The sequence below is a fragment of the Pseudomonas sp. NFPP25 genome (assembly GCF_900116505.1).
In the GTDB taxonomy this organism is placed as follows: domain Bacteria; phylum Pseudomonadota; class Gammaproteobacteria; order Pseudomonadales; family Pseudomonadaceae; genus Aquipseudomonas; species Aquipseudomonas protegens.
In genome coordinates, this window is sequence record NZ_FPBG01000002.1 from 376,149 (window position 1) to 391,041 (window position 14,893).

14 protein-coding genes are annotated in these 14,893 nt (G+C 64.0%); 2 read left to right on the plus strand and 12 right to left on the minus strand.

Annotation, left to right across the window (positions count from 1 at the left end):
* Window positions 1–14 precede the first annotated feature (14 nt).
* Genes BM382_RS08700 through BM382_RS08725 form a run of 6 tightly spaced genes read right to left on the minus strand, consistent with a single transcriptional unit; the run spans window position 15 to window position 7,258 of the window.
* Window positions 15–1,412 (minus strand): sigma-54-dependent transcriptional regulator, encoded by a 1,398-nt coding sequence (locus BM382_RS08700; protein WP_015636832.1) that lies wholly within the window; start codon window positions 1,410–1,412, stop codon window positions 15–17.
* A complete protein-coding gene (locus tag BM382_RS08705; RefSeq protein ID WP_011063141.1) occupies window positions 1,402–3,174 on the minus strand; it encodes a sensor histidine kinase in 1,773 nt (590 codons plus the stop codon). Before BM382_RS08705 ends, BM382_RS08700 begins: the two co-directional genes overlap by 11 nt.
* On the minus strand, window positions 3,171–4,298 hold the full coding sequence (locus tag BM382_RS08710; protein ID WP_015636831.1) for a GNAT family N-acetyltransferase: 1,128 nt from the start codon (window positions 4,296–4,298) through the stop codon (window positions 3,171–3,173). The genes BM382_RS08705 and BM382_RS08710 overlap by 4 nt, the downstream gene beginning before the upstream one ends.
* Before the next feature lie 14 nt (window positions 4,299–4,312).
* The gene (locus BM382_RS08715) at window positions 4,313–5,179 is read right to left on the minus strand and encodes an alpha/beta hydrolase (RefSeq protein WP_041119697.1); all 867 of its coding nucleotides are present in this window, start codon (window positions 5,177–5,179) and stop codon (window positions 4,313–4,315) included.
* Window positions 5,176–6,570, minus strand: coding sequence for an aspartate aminotransferase family protein (locus tag BM382_RS08720; RefSeq protein ID WP_011063138.1), 1,395 nt, complete (start codon window positions 6,568–6,570; stop codon window positions 5,176–5,178). The genes BM382_RS08715 and BM382_RS08720 overlap by 4 nt, the downstream gene beginning before the upstream one ends.
* Entirely contained in the window at window positions 6,563–7,258 is a 696-nt protein-coding gene (locus tag BM382_RS08725) for an HAD-IB family phosphatase (RefSeq protein WP_011063137.1), read from the minus strand. The genes BM382_RS08720 and BM382_RS08725 overlap by 8 nt, the downstream gene beginning before the upstream one ends.
* 190 nt (window positions 7,259–7,448) lie before the next feature.
* Here BM382_RS08725 and BM382_RS08730 point away from each other — a divergent pair, with 190 nt between their 5' ends.
* Both BM382_RS08730 and BM382_RS08735 read left to right on the plus strand, forming a co-directional pair.
* Window positions 7,449–8,258 (plus strand): MipA/OmpV family protein, encoded by an 810-nt coding sequence (locus BM382_RS08730; RefSeq protein WP_081305227.1) that lies wholly within the window; start codon window positions 7,449–7,451, stop codon window positions 8,256–8,258.
* A 102-nt stretch (window positions 8,259–8,360) separates the two neighbouring features.
* Entirely contained in the window at window positions 8,361–9,227 is an 867-nt protein-coding gene (locus BM382_RS08735) for a fatty acid desaturase family protein (protein WP_072442631.1), read from the plus strand.
* 106 nt (window positions 9,228–9,333) lie between these two features.
* On the opposite strand, the gene BM382_RS08740 is transcribed toward BM382_RS08735, so the two are convergent.
* From BM382_RS08740 to BM382_RS08765, 6 genes are all read right to left on the minus strand, one after another.
* Window positions 9,334–9,735, minus strand: a complete 402-nt coding sequence (locus tag BM382_RS08740) for a DMT family transporter (protein ID WP_011063134.1) — start codon at window positions 9,733–9,735, stop codon at window positions 9,334–9,336.
* Window positions 9,736–9,766: 31 nt separating this feature from the next.
* Window positions 9,767–10,141, minus strand: a complete 375-nt coding sequence (locus BM382_RS08745; RefSeq protein ID WP_011063133.1) for a DMT family transporter — start codon at window positions 10,139–10,141, stop codon at window positions 9,767–9,769.
* Window positions 10,138–11,058: an arginase family protein gene (locus BM382_RS08750; protein WP_072442633.1), complete on the minus strand. Its 921-nt coding sequence runs from the start codon at window positions 11,056–11,058 to the stop codon at window positions 10,138–10,140. The genes BM382_RS08745 and BM382_RS08750 overlap by 4 nt, the downstream gene beginning before the upstream one ends.
* Window positions 11,059–11,235: 177 nt before the next feature.
* Window positions 11,236–11,565 carry a GlpM family protein gene (locus BM382_RS08755; protein WP_169892259.1) on the minus strand — a complete coding sequence of 110 codons (330 nt, stop codon included), beginning with the start codon at window positions 11,563–11,565 and terminating at the stop codon, window positions 11,236–11,238.
* Between the two features lie 27 nt (window positions 11,566–11,592).
* On the minus strand, window positions 11,593–12,918 hold the full coding sequence (locus BM382_RS08760) for a two-component response regulator AauR (RefSeq protein ID WP_011063130.1): 1,326 nt from the start codon (window positions 12,916–12,918) through the stop codon (window positions 11,593–11,595).
* Window positions 12,915–14,816, minus strand: a complete 1,902-nt coding sequence (locus BM382_RS08765; protein ID WP_065365275.1) for a two-component sensor histidine kinase AauS — start codon at window positions 14,814–14,816, stop codon at window positions 12,915–12,917. The genes BM382_RS08760 and BM382_RS08765 overlap by 4 nt, the downstream gene beginning before the upstream one ends.
* Window positions 14,817–14,893 lie beyond the last annotated feature (77 nt).

The window sequence follows — 14,893 nt, forward strand, 5'->3', positions numbered from 1 at the left end:
GAAGCGCCGCGGTTTCAGCGAACGATCTTGTCCACCTGGATGCCGAGTTTCTTCAGCCGGTACCAGAAGCTGCGCTCGGAAATGCCGATCAACTGCGCCGCTGCCGCCTGGACACCGTTGCTCTGCTGCAGGGCGGCGAGAATGTAGGCCTTTTCCACTTCCGCCAGGGCCGCTTCCAGGTCGCTGGGCACTTGCGGGCCGACACTGATGGCTGCGCTGCTCTCTGTGCCCTGCGCCTGGGGGCCGAACAGATACCCTGGCAGGTCCTTTTCTTCGATGACCTGGCCGCTGGCGACGATGGTGGCCCGCTCCACGCAGTTCTGCAGTTCGCGGATATTCCCCGGCCAGGCGTAGCTGGCCATGGCCTGCAGGGCTTCGGGGCTGAAGCCGCTGATGCGCTTGCCGGCGGTGGCACCCAGGCTGTGGGCAAAGTGCCGGGCCAGCAGGGCGATGTCCTCGACCCGTTCGCGCAGTGCCGGCAAGGGGATCGGGAATACATTCAGGCGGTAGTACAGGTCTTCGCGAAATTCCTTGTTGGCCACCGCTTCCAGCAGGTTCTTGTTGGTGGCGGCGATCACCCGCACATCCACCTTGCGCTCCCGTGGATCGCCCACCGGCTCGATCACCCGCTCCTGCAGGGCACGCAGGATCTTGGCCTGCAGGGCCAGGGGCATGTCGCCGACTTCGTCGAGGAACAGGGTGCCCTTGTCGGCTTGCTGGAAACGCCCGACCCGGTCCGCCACGGCGCCGGTGAAGGCGCCCTTGCGGTGGCCGAACATCTCGCTTTCCAGCAGGCCCTCGGGAATGGCCGCGCAATTGACCGCGACAAAGGGCTTGTCGGCCCGGTTGCCGTGCTTGTGGATGGCCCGGGCGACCATTTCCTTGCCGGTGCCGCTTTCCCCGGTCAGGAGGATGGTGGCGTTGCTTTCGCGCACCGAATCCACGGCTTGCAGCACCCGACGGAAGGCCGGGCTGTCGCCCACCAGGCTGTCGATCTGCTGATGCTCTGCGAGCTCGGCGCGCATGCGCTGGTTGTCTTTGAGGATGTCGCGAAACTGCAGGGCCTTGCTGACGGTGATGTCCAGTTCGTCGATGTCGAAGGGTTTGGCGATGTAGTCGTAGGCGCCGTTGCGCATGGACTGCACGGCATTCTTCACCGTGCTGTAGGCGGTCATCACGATCACCGGCAACTGCGGGTAGCGCTGCTTGATTTCCCCCAGCAACTGCGGCCCGTCCATGCCGGGCATGCGCCAGTCGCTGATCACCAGGTCGATGTCTTCCTGCTCCAGCACCTTGAGCGCGTGCAGGCCGTTGCCTGCGGTGAATACCTGGATGCCGTTCTGGCTCAGGGCCGAGGACAGCAGGTCGCAGAGTTTCGGCTCGTCATCGACCACCAGCAGGTTATGCGTCATCACTGTCCTCGTCGTCTTCTTCACCGTTGGCCGGAATGTACAGGCTGAAGGTGGCGCCAGCATCTTTTTCGCTGGTGCACTCGATATGGCCGTCATGGCTTTCCATGATCGAGAAGACTTTAGCCAATCCCAGGCCGGTGCCCGAGGCCTTGGTGGTGACGAATGGGGTGAAGATGCGTTCCAGCATGTCCGGCTCGATGCCCTGGCCGGTGTCGCTGACGCTGATGATGGTTTCGTCGTCGCGCTGGGAAATGCCCAGGGTCAGGCGGCCGCCGTCGGGCATGGCGTCGATGGCGTTGAGAATCAGGTTGAGGCAGGCCTGCTTGAGTTGCCGGGCATCGGCGTGGAGGGTCGCGCCGGGGGCCTGGTCGTCGATCCGCGCGTCGATGTTGTGGGTGGCCAGTTCCGGGGTGCAGAAGCCCAGCAATTCCTCCACCAGCGGGCGGGCCAGCTGGGTGGCGCGTATCGGCGCGCTGGGCTTGGCGAAATCGAGGAATTCGGTGATCAGGTCGTTGATCCGGCTGACCTCGCTGATCACGTATTCCAGGTGGCGCTTGTCGTTTTCCGGCAGGTTGGCCCGGCGGTGCAGCAACTGCGTGGCGGTCTTGATGATGCCCAGCGGGTTGCGGATCTCGTGGGCCAGGCCCATGGCCACTTCGCCCAGGGCGTGCAGGCGGTCGCGGCGGCGCAACTGGGCTTCCAGATGCTGCAGTTCCCCCAGGCGCTCGGTCATGTGGTTGAAGGTGCTGCTCAGCTCCGCCAGTTCGTCGCCGCCGATCACCGGCACCCGTTGGCGGTAGTCGCCGGCGATCACCGCCTGCACGCCCTTGGACAGGCCCCGCAGCGGTCGGGTCAGGCGTTGGGAAACCAGCCAGCCGACGCACAGCGAGGCTGCCGAGCTGAGCAGGAAGATCAGGATGAACAGGTTGCTCTGGTTGACCAGGCCCACCAGGCTGCTATGGCGAAGCAGGCCGCTGAAGATCACCCCCACCAGGTCGCCGCTGTCGTTGAAGATCGGCCGGTACAGGCCGCTGTAGCGGCTGGTGAACTGCTCGGTGGGCTGGCGGGTGGCGCGCAGGATGTCTTCGATCTTGTGCGGCACCTGGGGCGGGTGGTCCTCGAAGCGCTGGGTGGCGAAGATTTCCGAGAAGTCATCGGCCTTGGCCAGGTACAGGCGCAGGTCCAGGGAATGCACGTCGGCCACGCTGGTGAGGAAGCTGGCGTCCAGGTAGGTGGCGATCAGCAACTGGTAGTCGACCCCGTCGAGCTGGGTCTGGAACGTCGAGACCACCGCCCCGGTGGCCACGCCGCCGACCTGGATGGTCTGCAGCACGGCATTGGAGGCGGTACTGATCTGCCCCACCACGTCATCGGCGGCAGTGGTGAACACCACCTTGTGATCGTTCTTGCGGATCAGCGCCACCACGTCGATGCCCATGGAATCGGCGATGTCGGCGGTGAGCTTGTCATGCTTGGCCGCATTGCGGTCCGTGGGCGGGCGCGTATAGCGCAGGAACAGCTGGGCGATCCGCGCGTTGTCATGGAGGATTTCGGTGATCTCGTCCTCGACGATCTTGGTGGACTCCTGCAGCCAGATCCGCACGTTGCTGTCGAAGATTTCCGACAGGGTAGTGGCCGCCAGTTCCGCGGCGATCATGGTGGGAATCACACTGACCAGCCAGAACGCCAGCACCAGCTTGCGTTGCAGGCTCCAGCGGGAAATGGCGAAGGGGCGAGGAGGGCGACGATCTTTTCTGGTCATGTACTTTCGCTTATTGCAGCAGCCATGGCGGGGTCGGAGCGATCCGGGCGGACAAAGCGTTTTATCAGTTTGAGCAGGGCATTGAGCAAGGGATTGCGATGCCGGAAAAACAACATGTTACCGGTGAACTGGCAACCCAGGCGCAACTTGCTGGCATAACCGGCCTGGCCGCACTCGTACAGGGGAATGCGTTGCTGAATACAGTAGTCGACGTTGGCCAGCCAACTGCGGAAATACAGATTGTGCTCACGGGTGACACTGAGGTCGTGGGCAAAGAACTTGTCGATCAGCCGATGCTGGTCGATGAGCACCAGGTTGAAGGCCACCAGTTGCTCGTCGACCCAGTACAGGACGCAGGCCGCGCGTTCCCCCAACTGCTCGAGGATGCCGGTGAAGTAGCCTGCCGGCAGGCGTTCGAACTGCAGGTCGCTACGATTCAGGGTGGCCTCGTAGAGGCGCATGATGTCCGGCAGCACGTCGTCGATCTGGCGTCGCCATTCTATGCGTGGCGCCGGTGTCCGGAGTTTGCGGCGCAGGTCCTTGCGGGTGGATTTGCCCAGGGTGCCCAGGTAGGCGTCGATCGAGGCAAAGGGTACCGGCAGCAGCGCCGTGGGCAGGCTCGGCATGGCTTGCAGGCCCGCGGCCAGGCAACTGGCAGCCCATTGCCGGTCGTTGCTTGGCGCATCCTTGACTGCCATCAGGCCGATGCCGAAGCTGTCGGCATCGCGTCGCGCCAGTTGCAGCAGCTGCTCCAGCAGCTCCTGGCGGCGTTGCGCAGGCACATGGCTGGCGGTGCCGGCATTGCACTGTTCGGCCACAGGCGAGCCTATGGCGTACAGGCGCAGCTCCAGGGCCCCGGGCCACTGGCGTGCCAGGCGTTCGGTGAAGCGCTTGGCCAGCCCGGAGACCGTGGTATCAAGCCGGTACTGGGTGGTGAAGGCCGGCGCCACTGCCACCAGGGTCGAACCCTCGTAGAGCGCCAGGTAGCGCCAGCGAAAATCGGCGATCGCGGCTTTTTCCACGGCCAGGTAATAGTCCCAATCCTCCAGGGCCCCTGGGAAACAGTCATTCCAGGCGCTGCGATCGATGGCCTGGATGGTTGAAAAGGCTTGGGCGGTTATCACGTCTCTTCCTTAAGTCACGCCAGCTGTCGGTAGTCTTCGCGCACCGCAGGTGCCACCACTCGCTGCTGGATGAAATCTGCGCTCAGTTCGATCACCCGCTGGTACTGAAGGTCCACGGTGATCATGTGATAGCAGTTGTCGAGGAGGATCTTGGTCACCGGGCCGCCGAGCTTGCGCTCCACGTAGTCGGCATTCCAGGTACTGGTGATGTCGTCTTCGCTGGAGTGCAGCACCAGGGCCGGGGTCAGGATCGACGGCATGCGTTTCTTGACCACGGCGTTCATCCGGTGCAATTCGCGCACCGTCACGCCCTCCATGGTCAGGAGCCCGGCATTGCTGCTTTCACCGGCTTTCATCTGCTTCTCGACGATGGCCCGCAGGCGTTCGTTCTTGATGCCGTAGGGTGGCTTTTCCTCGAAGCGGCAGATGTGCACGCCAAAGGGGATCTTCATCAGCAACGGGGTGAGGAAGGCCAGCTTGTTGATGCTCCAGCCGTCGTACTTCAGGGTGGTGGAGTACATCAGCAGGCCGCTGATCCGTCCCGGATGCTCGGAGGCCAGGTACATGGACATTACCGCACCCATGGACAGGCCGCCGACGAACACCTGCTCGTGGCGCTGCTGTACATCGGCGAAGGTCTTGCGCACGCCCTCGTACCAGTCCTGCCAGCCGGTGGCCTGCAGGTCGCTGTTGTCCCCGCAGTGCCCGGGCAGGGTCGGTACGTACACCGTGCACGTACCGTCCTTGGCCAGGCCCTGGGCCACCCGACGGAGTTCCGTCGGGGTGCCGGTCAGGCCGTGGATCAACAAGACCCCGACCGGACCCGTGCCGAGAACGAAGCCGGCGCTGCCTTCGCCCAGATCGATCTCAGCCTTGCTCATCGCTTCATGGCCCGATCCAGCAGGCGATCCAGCAGTGCGATGCCCAGGTCGATTTCCGCGTAGCTGATTTCCAGCGACGGGGCCAGGGTGATGACGTTCTTGTAGTAGCCGCCCACATCGAGGATCAGGCCCAGGCGCTGGCCGTTGATTTCGATGTCGCCCTTCATGCCTTCCTCGACCATGTAGTCCAGGGTCGCCTTGTCCGGGGTGAAGCCGTCGGTGGTGCAGATCTCGCAGCGCAGGGCCAGGCCCAGGCCGTCGACGTCGCCGATGATCGGGTAGCGCTTCTGCAGGTCCTGCAGGCCGGCCAGGAAGTACTTGCCCTTCTCCATGACCATCGCGCCGTAGTCGATCTCGCTGGTCATCTTGAACATTTCCAGGCCCACGGCGGTGCCCAGCGGGTTGGAGGCGAAGGTGGAGTGGGTCGAACCTGGCGGGAACACGCCCGGGTTGATCAGCTCTTCACGGGCCCAGATGCCGCCCAGCGGGTTGAGGCCGTTGGTCAGCGCCTTGCCGAACACGATCACGTCCGGCTTGACGTCGAAGTGCTCGATCGACCACAGCTTGCCGGTGCGGTAGAAGCCCATCTGGATCTCGTCGACCACCATCAGGATGCCGTGCTGGTCGAGCACGTGCTTGAGCTCGCTGTAGAAGTTCATCGGCGGGATCACGTAGCCGCCGGTGCCCTGGATCGGCTCGACATAGAAGGCGGCATATTCGCTCTGGCCGACCTTCGGGTCCCAGACGCCGTTGTATTCGGTTTCGAACAGGCGGGCGAACTGCTGCACGCAGTGGCTGCCGTACTCTTCCTTGGTCATGCCTTTGGGGCCGCGGAAGTGGTACGGGAATGGAATGAACTGCGCACGCTCGCCGAAGTGGCCGTAGCGGCGGCGGTAGCGGTAGCTGGAGGTGATCGACGAAGCGCCCAGGGTACGGCCGTGGTAGCCGCCTTCGAAAGCGAACATCAGGCTCTTGCCGTTGGTGGCGTTACGCACCACTTTCAGCGAGTCCTCCACCGACTGCGAACCGCCGACGTTGAAGTGCACGCGGCCGTCGAGGCCGAACTTCTTCTTGGCGTCGACCGCGATCATTTCCGACAGCTCGATCTTGCCTTTGTGCAGGTATTGGCTGGCGATCTGCGGCAGGGTGTCGATCTGTTGCTTGAGGGCGTTGTTCAGGCGTGGGTTGGCGTAGCCGAAGTTCACCGCCGAGTACCACATCTGCAGGTCGAGGTAGGCCTGGTCGCTGGTGTCCCAGACGTAGGAGCCTTCGCAGCGGCTGAAGATGCGCGGTGGTTCGATGTAGTGAACGGTATCGCCGTAGGAGCAGTACTTGGCTTCTTTTTCCAGAAGGATCTGGTCTTCTGCGGTAGCGATGCGGATATCAGACATGGTGGAAGAGTTCCTGGGTTTCAAGAGAGAAGTTGGTCGCGTTGGCGGCGTTGTTCGGCAGCTTGGCCAGCAGCGCTGGCAGTTCGGCGAAGGAGTCGAACCGCGCATGGGGAATCTTGTTGCGTTCGCAGTAGTCGGCCAGGCGATCCTTGGCGAACACGAAGTCGGCGGTGGAAGCCACGCACATGTCCGACTGGCCATCGCCGATCACCAGCACGCGCTTGCCCCGCGGGGTGGATTTGCACTTGCAGTTGCCGGAAGCGGCGCGGCAGGCGTCGCTGGCGTAGGGGAAGTCGATGCGCCAGCTGTTGTGGTCGACCTGGCGCAGGCGGTTGGCGAGGATCGGCAGCAGGGTCACGTAGTTGCGTGCCAGGATGCGGGCGATGCCCTGCTCGATGCCGTCGCTGACCACTTCGATGGAAGCGCCCAGGCCGATCACGTGATCGACGAAGTCGGGGAAGTCGGGGTCGATTTCGACACTGTCGAAGTAGCCCAGCAGTTCGGCGGGCGAAGCCTTGACCAGGGCCAGTTGGCGGCTGAGGCATTCTCGGGAGCCGATGTGACCGTCCAGCCATTCCTGCTCTATGCCTTCCCAACTGGGGTCGGCGAAGCGTTGGAGAACGTTATCGATCACGTCGGCGCGGGAGATGGTCCCGTCGAAGTCACATACGATATGCCAGTGCATCATCTGCTGTTACCTGTTGAATAAGAGCGCTCTTTGCGCTTGTGGCAGGGGTAGAGCAGGGACTGTGCCAAGTGGCGAAAACCCAGCGGGGCTGGGGTCTTGGCGAGGAAAGAGGGTGATTTGTAGAGTTCTGGCTACAATTTTTGTAGGTCCCTACAAAGAACATCAGTGCTTGCGCCCAAGGGCCGCTCTGATGATTGATGCGCGCATGTTCAGACAAGGAAACTCATTCATGCCCAGGCTTTCTTCCCCCGCCTTACTGGCCGGCCTGCTCTCCCTGACCCTCGCCAGTGGCGCCATGGCCGACTCCGGCATCACCGGTGAACTGGGCCTGGGCCTGGGCTATCAACCCCATGACCCCACAGGCAGCAGCTACGACACCGTGCCGCTGCCGTACATGGACCTGGATTGGGGAGATGTCAGCCTGAGCGGTGACGATGGCCTGACCTGGGATGCCTTCAAGAGCAATGGCTTGAGCATCGGCCCCTACATCAATTACCTGCAGGGGCGTAATTCCGACGGCGCGCTGCGCGGCCTGCGGGATGTTCGCGACATGGCCGATATCGGCGCCTTCATCGAGTACGCCCCCGAGGACTTCTGGCGGCTGTTCGCCGCCGTGGGCCAGGCGGTGGGCGGTGCCGGGGGCCAGGGCGGGGTGCTGGGCAAGGTCGGGGGTGAAATCGGCTACCCGCTGGGCCTGGGCATCATTGGCAGCAACAACCTGACCCTGCACTTCGCCGATGGCCGCCAGAGCCAGACCTTCTTCGGCGTCGACGCCAAGGAGTCCCTCGCTTCCGGCATTGGCCAGTACAACGCCAGCGGTGGCATGCAGAACTTCACCCTGAGCCAGAATTTCCACTTCCCCCTGGGGGACAACTGGGCGCTGGTGGCCAGTGCCAGCTGGACGCGCCTGGTCAACTCCGCCGCCGACAGCACCATCGTCCGCGACAAGGGCGAGGTCAACCAGGGGCAGGTGCAGACCGCCATCAGCTACAAGTTCTGAGGGGCGCCGCCCAGGCCTGAGCACGGCCTGGGGCGGCTACAGCAAAAACTGGTCTGGCCTTTGCAATGGTCGCCATGAATTCAATTTCTCAGGAAGTTCTTCATGGCTCGACCTGCCTATCGTCTACTCGCCTATTCCCTCTGGGACCTGATCCCGATTGCCATGGCACTGGTACATTTCGCCTTTGTACTGTGGTTGGTGCTGGATTTCCACGCCCTGTCCTGGTGGGTCATCCTGCCGGCGGCGCTGCTCTACGCAGTCAGCCTGTCGTGGAGCATCAACAGCATTTCCCATAACCAGATCCACAACGCCTATTTCACCCCCGGGTGGATGAACCGCGGCTTCGACCTGCTGCTGTCGGTGACCATAGGTTTTTCCCAGACCCTGTACCGCGACATCCACAACCGTCATCACCGGGGCAACTCCGACCTGCCGGACGCCAATGGCAAGACCGTCGACCCGCTCTCCATCTACCTGCATGGCAAGGATGGCCAGCCGGACAATCCCTGGGCCTACACCTTCCTGAGCTTTTTCCGCGACGACCCCAAGGAGATCTACCAGGAAATGCAGCGCAAGCGGCCTGATGATGCCCGTTGGGTAAAGGTGGAAATCGGCGTCACGGTCGCCTTCTACCTGGTTCTGGCGCTGTATGACTGGCACGCGGTGCTGGTGCTGCTGCCGTTCTGGTACCTGGGGCAGTCACTGTCGTCACTCAATGGCTACTACGAGCACCTGGGGGGCAACCCGGACCTGCCGATCGCCTGGGGCGTGAGCTCCTACAGCCCGCTGTACAACCTGATCTGGATGAACAACGGCTACCACGCCGAGCATCACTACCGGCCGAAGATGCACTGGACCAAGGTCAAGGCTTTCCACCGCGAGATCCGCGAGCAGCAACGGGCTGCCGGGGTGAAAGTGATTCCGGTGTCCCACGGCCTGGGTTTCCTGGTGTCCCACCGCAAGGCCTAAACCCCGAGGCTGTAGGAGCTGGCTTGCCAGCGAAGGGGCCGGCAAGATCGCCTTCGCCAGCAAGCCGGCTCCTGCACAACATCCCTTCGCTGTAGCAAAGAGGCCCTCAGGCCTCTTCACCCTCCGCCAAGAGGGCAATCCCGCCGATGATCACAAAGACCCCGACCCAGTGCAGCAGGCTGATCTGCTCGCCCAGGCCCAGCCACGAGCCCAGCAGCACCACCACGAATACCAGGGAGCTCAAGGGGAAGGCCAGGGACAGGCTGCTGCGCCGCAGGATCAGCATCCACACGAAAAACGCGCCGATATAGCAGGCAATCGCCATCAGCACCCCGGGGTTGACCGCGACCGCCGCCAGCCACTGCAGGTTGAAATCCATCTGGCCCAGCTGGTCGCCGCCAACCTTGGTGGCGATCTGCCCGGCGCTTTCGAAACCGATCAGCAAGGCCCAGAGCACGATGGTGCCCAGGCGCTCGTGCAGCCAGCCGTGGGAGGTATTGGAACTCATCAAACGCTTCCTTCTATTCGTTGAACAAGGCTCAGGTACTGGCCACGCACACCAGCATCACCCCGGCGGTGATCACCAGGGTGCCGAGCCAGCGACGGCGGCTGACGGTCTCGCCCAGCACCACCTTGCCCGCCAGTACCACGCCGCAATAGGCCAGGGCCGCCGCGGGGAACAGCAGGCTCAGGGGCGCCCGGGACAGGGCTTCGAGCCAGACGAAGAACTCGATGGCGTAGGCGCCGATGCCGCACCACAGCAAGGGCGCGTTGAACACCTGGCCCCAGAAAGCGTTCAGGCGAAAACCGCCTTCCAGCTCTGGCAGGCGGTCCAGGCCGAGCTTGAAACAGAGTTGGCCGACCACGTCCAGGACAATGGAAAAGGCCACCAGCAGAACAACGGTCAGGGTCACGGGAACAGCTCCTCGAACAGCGAGATCAGGGCTTCATTGGTCACCGAGTTGCGCAGCAGGTCGTCCTGGCTCCAGCGCTCGGCCGGAGGCTGGTCGGACTTGGCTTCCCAGCGTTTGAGGGCGTTGCTGAAGGCCGGCTGGGCGAACTCGCCGCAGACGTCGATGCCCAGGATCCGCTTGCGCGCGGCCAGGGTGCGCAGGGCCTGCAGCAGGTGGGTCAGGCGCATGCCGCCCTGGTCCCAGTTGGTGGCGGCGTCTTCGCTGGCCAGCACATCCTTGTCGATGGTGATCCAGATCGCCTCGGTGGGCAGGCTGTCGATCATCTGTTCGAGAAAGGCCTGCCAGTCCAGTTCCGCCAGGTTGCGCCAGTGCAGGTGGTTTTCCTGCTGCTGGTGCCCGGCGCCGTCGCCGACCCGCCCCCATACCTTGGACGGCGCGTGCTGCCAGGGGAACAATTGCAGCTTGCCGTGCTTGAGGGCGGCGACATTGCCGCCGCGCAGTTGTGGGTTGTGCAGGTCTTCGCTGCAGGGGCCAAGGGTGACGATGCGCTGGATGTGCGGCAGTTTCAGCGCCCGGTTGACCCAGGAGCCGCAATGCCGGCGCGGAGCCAGGCGCACCCAGTCCGGGTGGTTGTCGAAGTGGATCAGGCTCACCGGCTCTTGCAGGTCGCCGAGAAAGGCCGGGGTCAGGTGGTGATAGTCACCGGAGCCGACAAAGAAGATTTCCGGCTGCGGGCCGCTGTGGCGGGGCCGCTGGCGCAGGCGTTCGGTGAAGTGACGGTAGGTGCGCTCGGTGGACCACAGGCGCAGCTTGGGCCCCAGGTCCAGCAGGTCGAGACGCCGCGCCTGGCCGCTGTTCAGGCGTCGGATGATCGGCTCCTGGGCGGTCAGGCTGTGGTCGAGATCTAAGATATTCAAAGTGTTCTTTACCCATGGCAGCGCCCTCCAGAAAACTGCGTGATCAGGCTGAAACGCAGGCTGGGCGGGCTTTGCCGGGTAAATGCAAGGGGCGGGCCAGGGTCGTTGCCGGGTTGCCGGTGAAAGACCGCGGCGCAGGCTTCGCGAGCAAGCTCGCTCCTACGGGAATGGCAGGGCTCAGGCGTGCAGGCGCACCCAGACGCTGACCAGGATCGTCGCGGCGATCAGCCAGGCCACGGCAGCCACTGCCAGGGAAGCTTCCAGGCGCAGGCGGTCGACCATCACATACAGGGTCGCCAGGTAGACGAAGTAGGGAATGATCGACCACATGCCGAACAGGATGGTGGTCTTCAGGTCATCGAGGGAGCGGCCCTTGCCGACGATGTAGTGGGCGATCAGGGCAAAGGTCGGGAACAGCGGCACCAGGCCGGCGATGTAGTAGTTCCGGGTCTTGGCCAGGGCTGCCAGAATCACCACCACCGCCGCGCCCAGGGCGGCCTTCAACAATAGATCCATGGTTACTCGCGCCTTGGGTTAGTGGCTCAGGCCGTACTTCTTGACCTTGTCGAACAGGGTGGTCTTGGCCATGCCCAGCTCCTGGCTGGCCTGGGTCAGGTTGCCGCCGCTGCGCTGCAAGGCATCGTTGAGCAGGTTGCGCTCGAAGGCTTCCACCGCCTCGGCAAAGCCCAGCCCCTGGGCGACACTGCTGCCGGGCTTCTTGAAGGCCGGCAGGCCGAGGGCAAAGCGTTCGGCGACGTTGCGCAACTCGCGCACGTTGCCCGGCCAGTCGTGGCTCATGAGGGTCGACAGGGTCTGGTTGTCCAGCTCCGGCACCGCGCGGTCAAAGCGCAGGGACGACTGCTGCAGGAAATGCTCGAACAACTGCAGGATGTCTTCGCGGCGTTCGCGCAGGGGCGGCAGTTCCAGGGTCACCACGTTGAGGCGGTAGTACAGGTCGCTGCGAAACTCCTTGGCCCGGCTCATTTCGTCCAGGTCCGACTTGGTGGCGGCGATCACCCGGCAATCCACGGCCACGCTCTGGTTGGAACCGAGGCGCTCCAGGGTACGCTCCTGCAACACGCGCAAGAGCTTGATCTGCAGGTTGATCGGCATGCTTTCCACTTCGTCGAGGAACAGCGTGCCCTGGTGGGCGTGCTCGATCTTGCCGATGCGCCGTTTGCCGGCGCCGGTGAAGGCGTTGGCCTCGTGGCCGAAGATCTCGCTTTCGAAGAGGTTCTCGGGCAGGCCGCCGCAATTCAGGGCGACGAACTGCTGCTGGTGGCGCCGGCTGAAGTCGTGCAGGCAACGGGCGACCAGTTCCTTGCCGGTGCCGGTCTCGCCTTCGATCAGCACGTTGGCCGAGGTATCGGCAACGTTGGCGATCAGCTCCCGCAGGTTCTGCATGGCCGGCGAGCGGCCGATGATCCGCCCTTCCAGGGAACTGCGTTCGGCCAGTTGGCGGCGCAGCGAGGTCACTTCCCGGGCCAGGCCCCGTTGCTCCAGGGCGCGGCGGGCCACATCCACCAGGCGCTCGGGGGAGAAGGGTTTTTCCATGAAGTCGTAGGCGCCTTTCTGCATGGCGCCCACGGCCATGGAAATATCGCCGTGGCCAGTGATCAGCACCACCGGCAGGCTGCGGTCCCGGGCCTTGAGGCGGTTCAGCAGTTCCAGGCCATCGATGCCCGGCAGGCGAATATCGCTGACCACGATGCCGGGAAAGTTTTCACCGACCTGGGCCAGGGCTTCTTCGGCGCTGCCCACACCGATGCAGGGAATGTCTTCCAGGGCCAGGGCCTGTTGGCAACCCAGCAGGACATGGGGGTCGTCTTCGACGATCAGCACGGTCAGCTCGTTGTTCATATCGGCTCGGCTCGAGTGGGGCTTGCCAGGGGCAAGCTGAGGACAAAGGCGGTGCCGCCGCTTGCCGGGTGTTCCACCCCCAGGCTGCCGCCGGTGGCGGCGGCGAGGCTGGCGGACAGGGTCAGGCCGAGGCCCAGGCCCTGCTCGCCGGGTTTGGTGGTGAAGAAGGGTTCGAACAGGTGCTTGCGCGCTTCAAGATCGATGCCGTGGCCGTTGTCGCGCACCCGCAGGCGGTACTTGCCCTCGCTGAATTCGCCCTCCAGCCACAGTTGCGGCTCCGGTTGGGCCTGCATGGCATCCAGGGCATTGCCGATCAGGTTGACCAGGATCTGCTCCAGGCGGGTCTGGTCGATCTGCAGGGTCTGCTCGGTGAAGTCGCGGTGCAGTTGCAGGGGCAGGGGTTCGAGGCGCGCATTGAGCACTTGCAGGGCTGCGTCAACGGCCTTGTCCAGGCTGGCCTGGCCCTGGTCGTCGCCACGGCGGGCGAAGGAGCGCAGGCTGGCGGTGATGCGGCCCATGCGGTCGATCAGTTCATTGATGGTCTTGAGGTTGGCGCTGGCGGTGTCCAGGGCGCCGCGTTCGAGGAAGCGCACGGTGTTACCGGACAAGGTACGCAAGGCCGCCAAGGGCTGGTTCAGTTCGTGGGCGATGCTGGTGGACATCTGGCCGATGGCCGCCAGCTTGCCGGCCTGGACCAGTTCGTCCTGGGCGCGGCGCAGGGTTTCCTCGGCCTGGCGGCGTTCGCGGATCTGGCCCTTGAGCCGTTCGTTGCTGGCCCGCAGGTCGGCGGTGCGTTCGGTGATCCGCCGTTCCAGCTGGCTGTTGGCTTCCTGCAGGGCTTCACGGGCGGCCAGGCGAGTGGCGATGACCTTGCGCCGTTCGTTCCAGGCGATCAGCAGAAAGGCCACCAGGGCAAAGGCCACCGCCACCAGGATGCCTTGGTTGATGGCTTCGCGGCGCAGGTCCTGCAACGGGGTGAGCAGGGTGAAGTTCCAGGGGGTATCGCTCAGGGGCCGGGTCTGGGACAGGTAGCTGATGGCTTTCTCGTCGGACACCAGCTCGGTGTTGGCCGGAAAGGTCAGCTTTTCCACGCCTTCGGCCAGGCGTTCCCGGGCCAGGGGTTCCAGTTCGTTGAGGGGGAACCAGTAATATTGCAGGCTGCGGGCCAGGCGTTCCTTGGTGTCGTCGCTGAGCGGGCGGACCGACTTGAGGCGGCGCGCCGGATCGCTGGACAGGATGATGATGCCGTTCTCGTCGCTGACGAAGGCTTCCAGGCGGGCACGCTGCCAGCGTTCCTCCAGGGCCTCCAGGCGTACCTTGACCACCGCCACGCCGATGATCTTGCCTTGTTCTTCCAGGCCATGGGCCAGGTAGTAGCCAGGTTCGCCGTTGGTGCTGCCGATGCCGTAGAAGCGCCCGGGCTGGCCGCGCACGGCGTTCTGGTAATAGGCCCGGAACGACAGGTCTTCGCCCAGGTAGCTGTCGACGTCACGCCAGTTGCTGGTGGCCACCACCCGGCCCGTGGTGTCCATGACATAGATGGCCCGGCTGCGGCTGCGGCGGTTCAGGCCTTCGAGGTATTGATTGACGGTTTGCCGGTGTTCCGGCGAAGGATCGCCCAGCAGCTGGGAAACACTGGATTCCAGTTCCAGCAGGCTCGGCAGATAGGTGTACTTGCTGATCTCACTTTCTACGGCGCGGGCATGCAGCTCCAGCTGGCGCTGGCCATTTTCGCCGAGGGTGCGGATGCCGTTGTGCTCGCTGATCCAGAACCCGACGTAGCCCAGGCCGATCATCAGCAGGATGACCAGGGGCGGCAGGAACAGATGTCGGATCAGGCGGGGTTTCACGGCGAGTGATGGCGGCGCGGCGCGATAGAGAGTGGGGTCGCATTTCATCACAGATGCCTTGGGTCAACCACTGCGCAGTGTCTGTAGGAGCCGGCTTGCCGGCGACCAGGGCGGCACTGACGATA

Coding starts and splice junctions, on each gene's coding strand:
- BM382_RS08725 (WP_011063137.1), bottom strand. CDS start 7,258: ATGATGCACTGGCATATCGTATGTGACTTCGACGGGACCATCTCCCGC.
- BM382_RS08715 (WP_041119697.1), bottom strand. CDS start 5,179: ATGAGCAAGGCTGAGATCGATCTGGGCGAAGGCAGCGCCGGCTTCGTT.
- BM382_RS08720 (WP_011063138.1), bottom strand. CDS start 6,570: ATGTCTGATATCCGCATCGCTACCGCAGAAGACCAGATCCTTCTGGAA.
- BM382_RS08705 (WP_011063141.1), bottom strand. CDS start 3,174: ATGACCAGAAAAGATCGTCGCCCTCCTCGCCCCTTCGCCATTTCCCGC.
- BM382_RS08765 (WP_065365275.1), bottom strand. CDS start 14,816: ATGAAATGCGACCCCACTCTCTATCGCGCCGCGCCGCCATCACTCGCC.
- BM382_RS08735 (WP_072442631.1), top strand. CDS start 8,361: ATGGCTCGACCTGCCTATCGTCTACTCGCCTATTCCCTCTGGGACCTG.
- BM382_RS08740 (WP_011063134.1), bottom strand. CDS start 9,735: ATGAGTTCCAATACCTCCCACGGCTGGCTGCACGAGCGCCTGGGCACC.
- BM382_RS08730 (WP_081305227.1), top strand. CDS start 7,449: ATGATTGATGCGCGCATGTTCAGACAAGGAAACTCATTCATGCCCAGG.
- BM382_RS08760 (WP_011063130.1), bottom strand. CDS start 12,918: ATGAACAACGAGCTGACCGTGCTGATCGTCGAAGACGACCCCCATGTC.
- BM382_RS08700 (WP_015636832.1), bottom strand. CDS start 1,412: ATGACGCATAACCTGCTGGTGGTCGATGACGAGCCGAAACTCTGCGAC.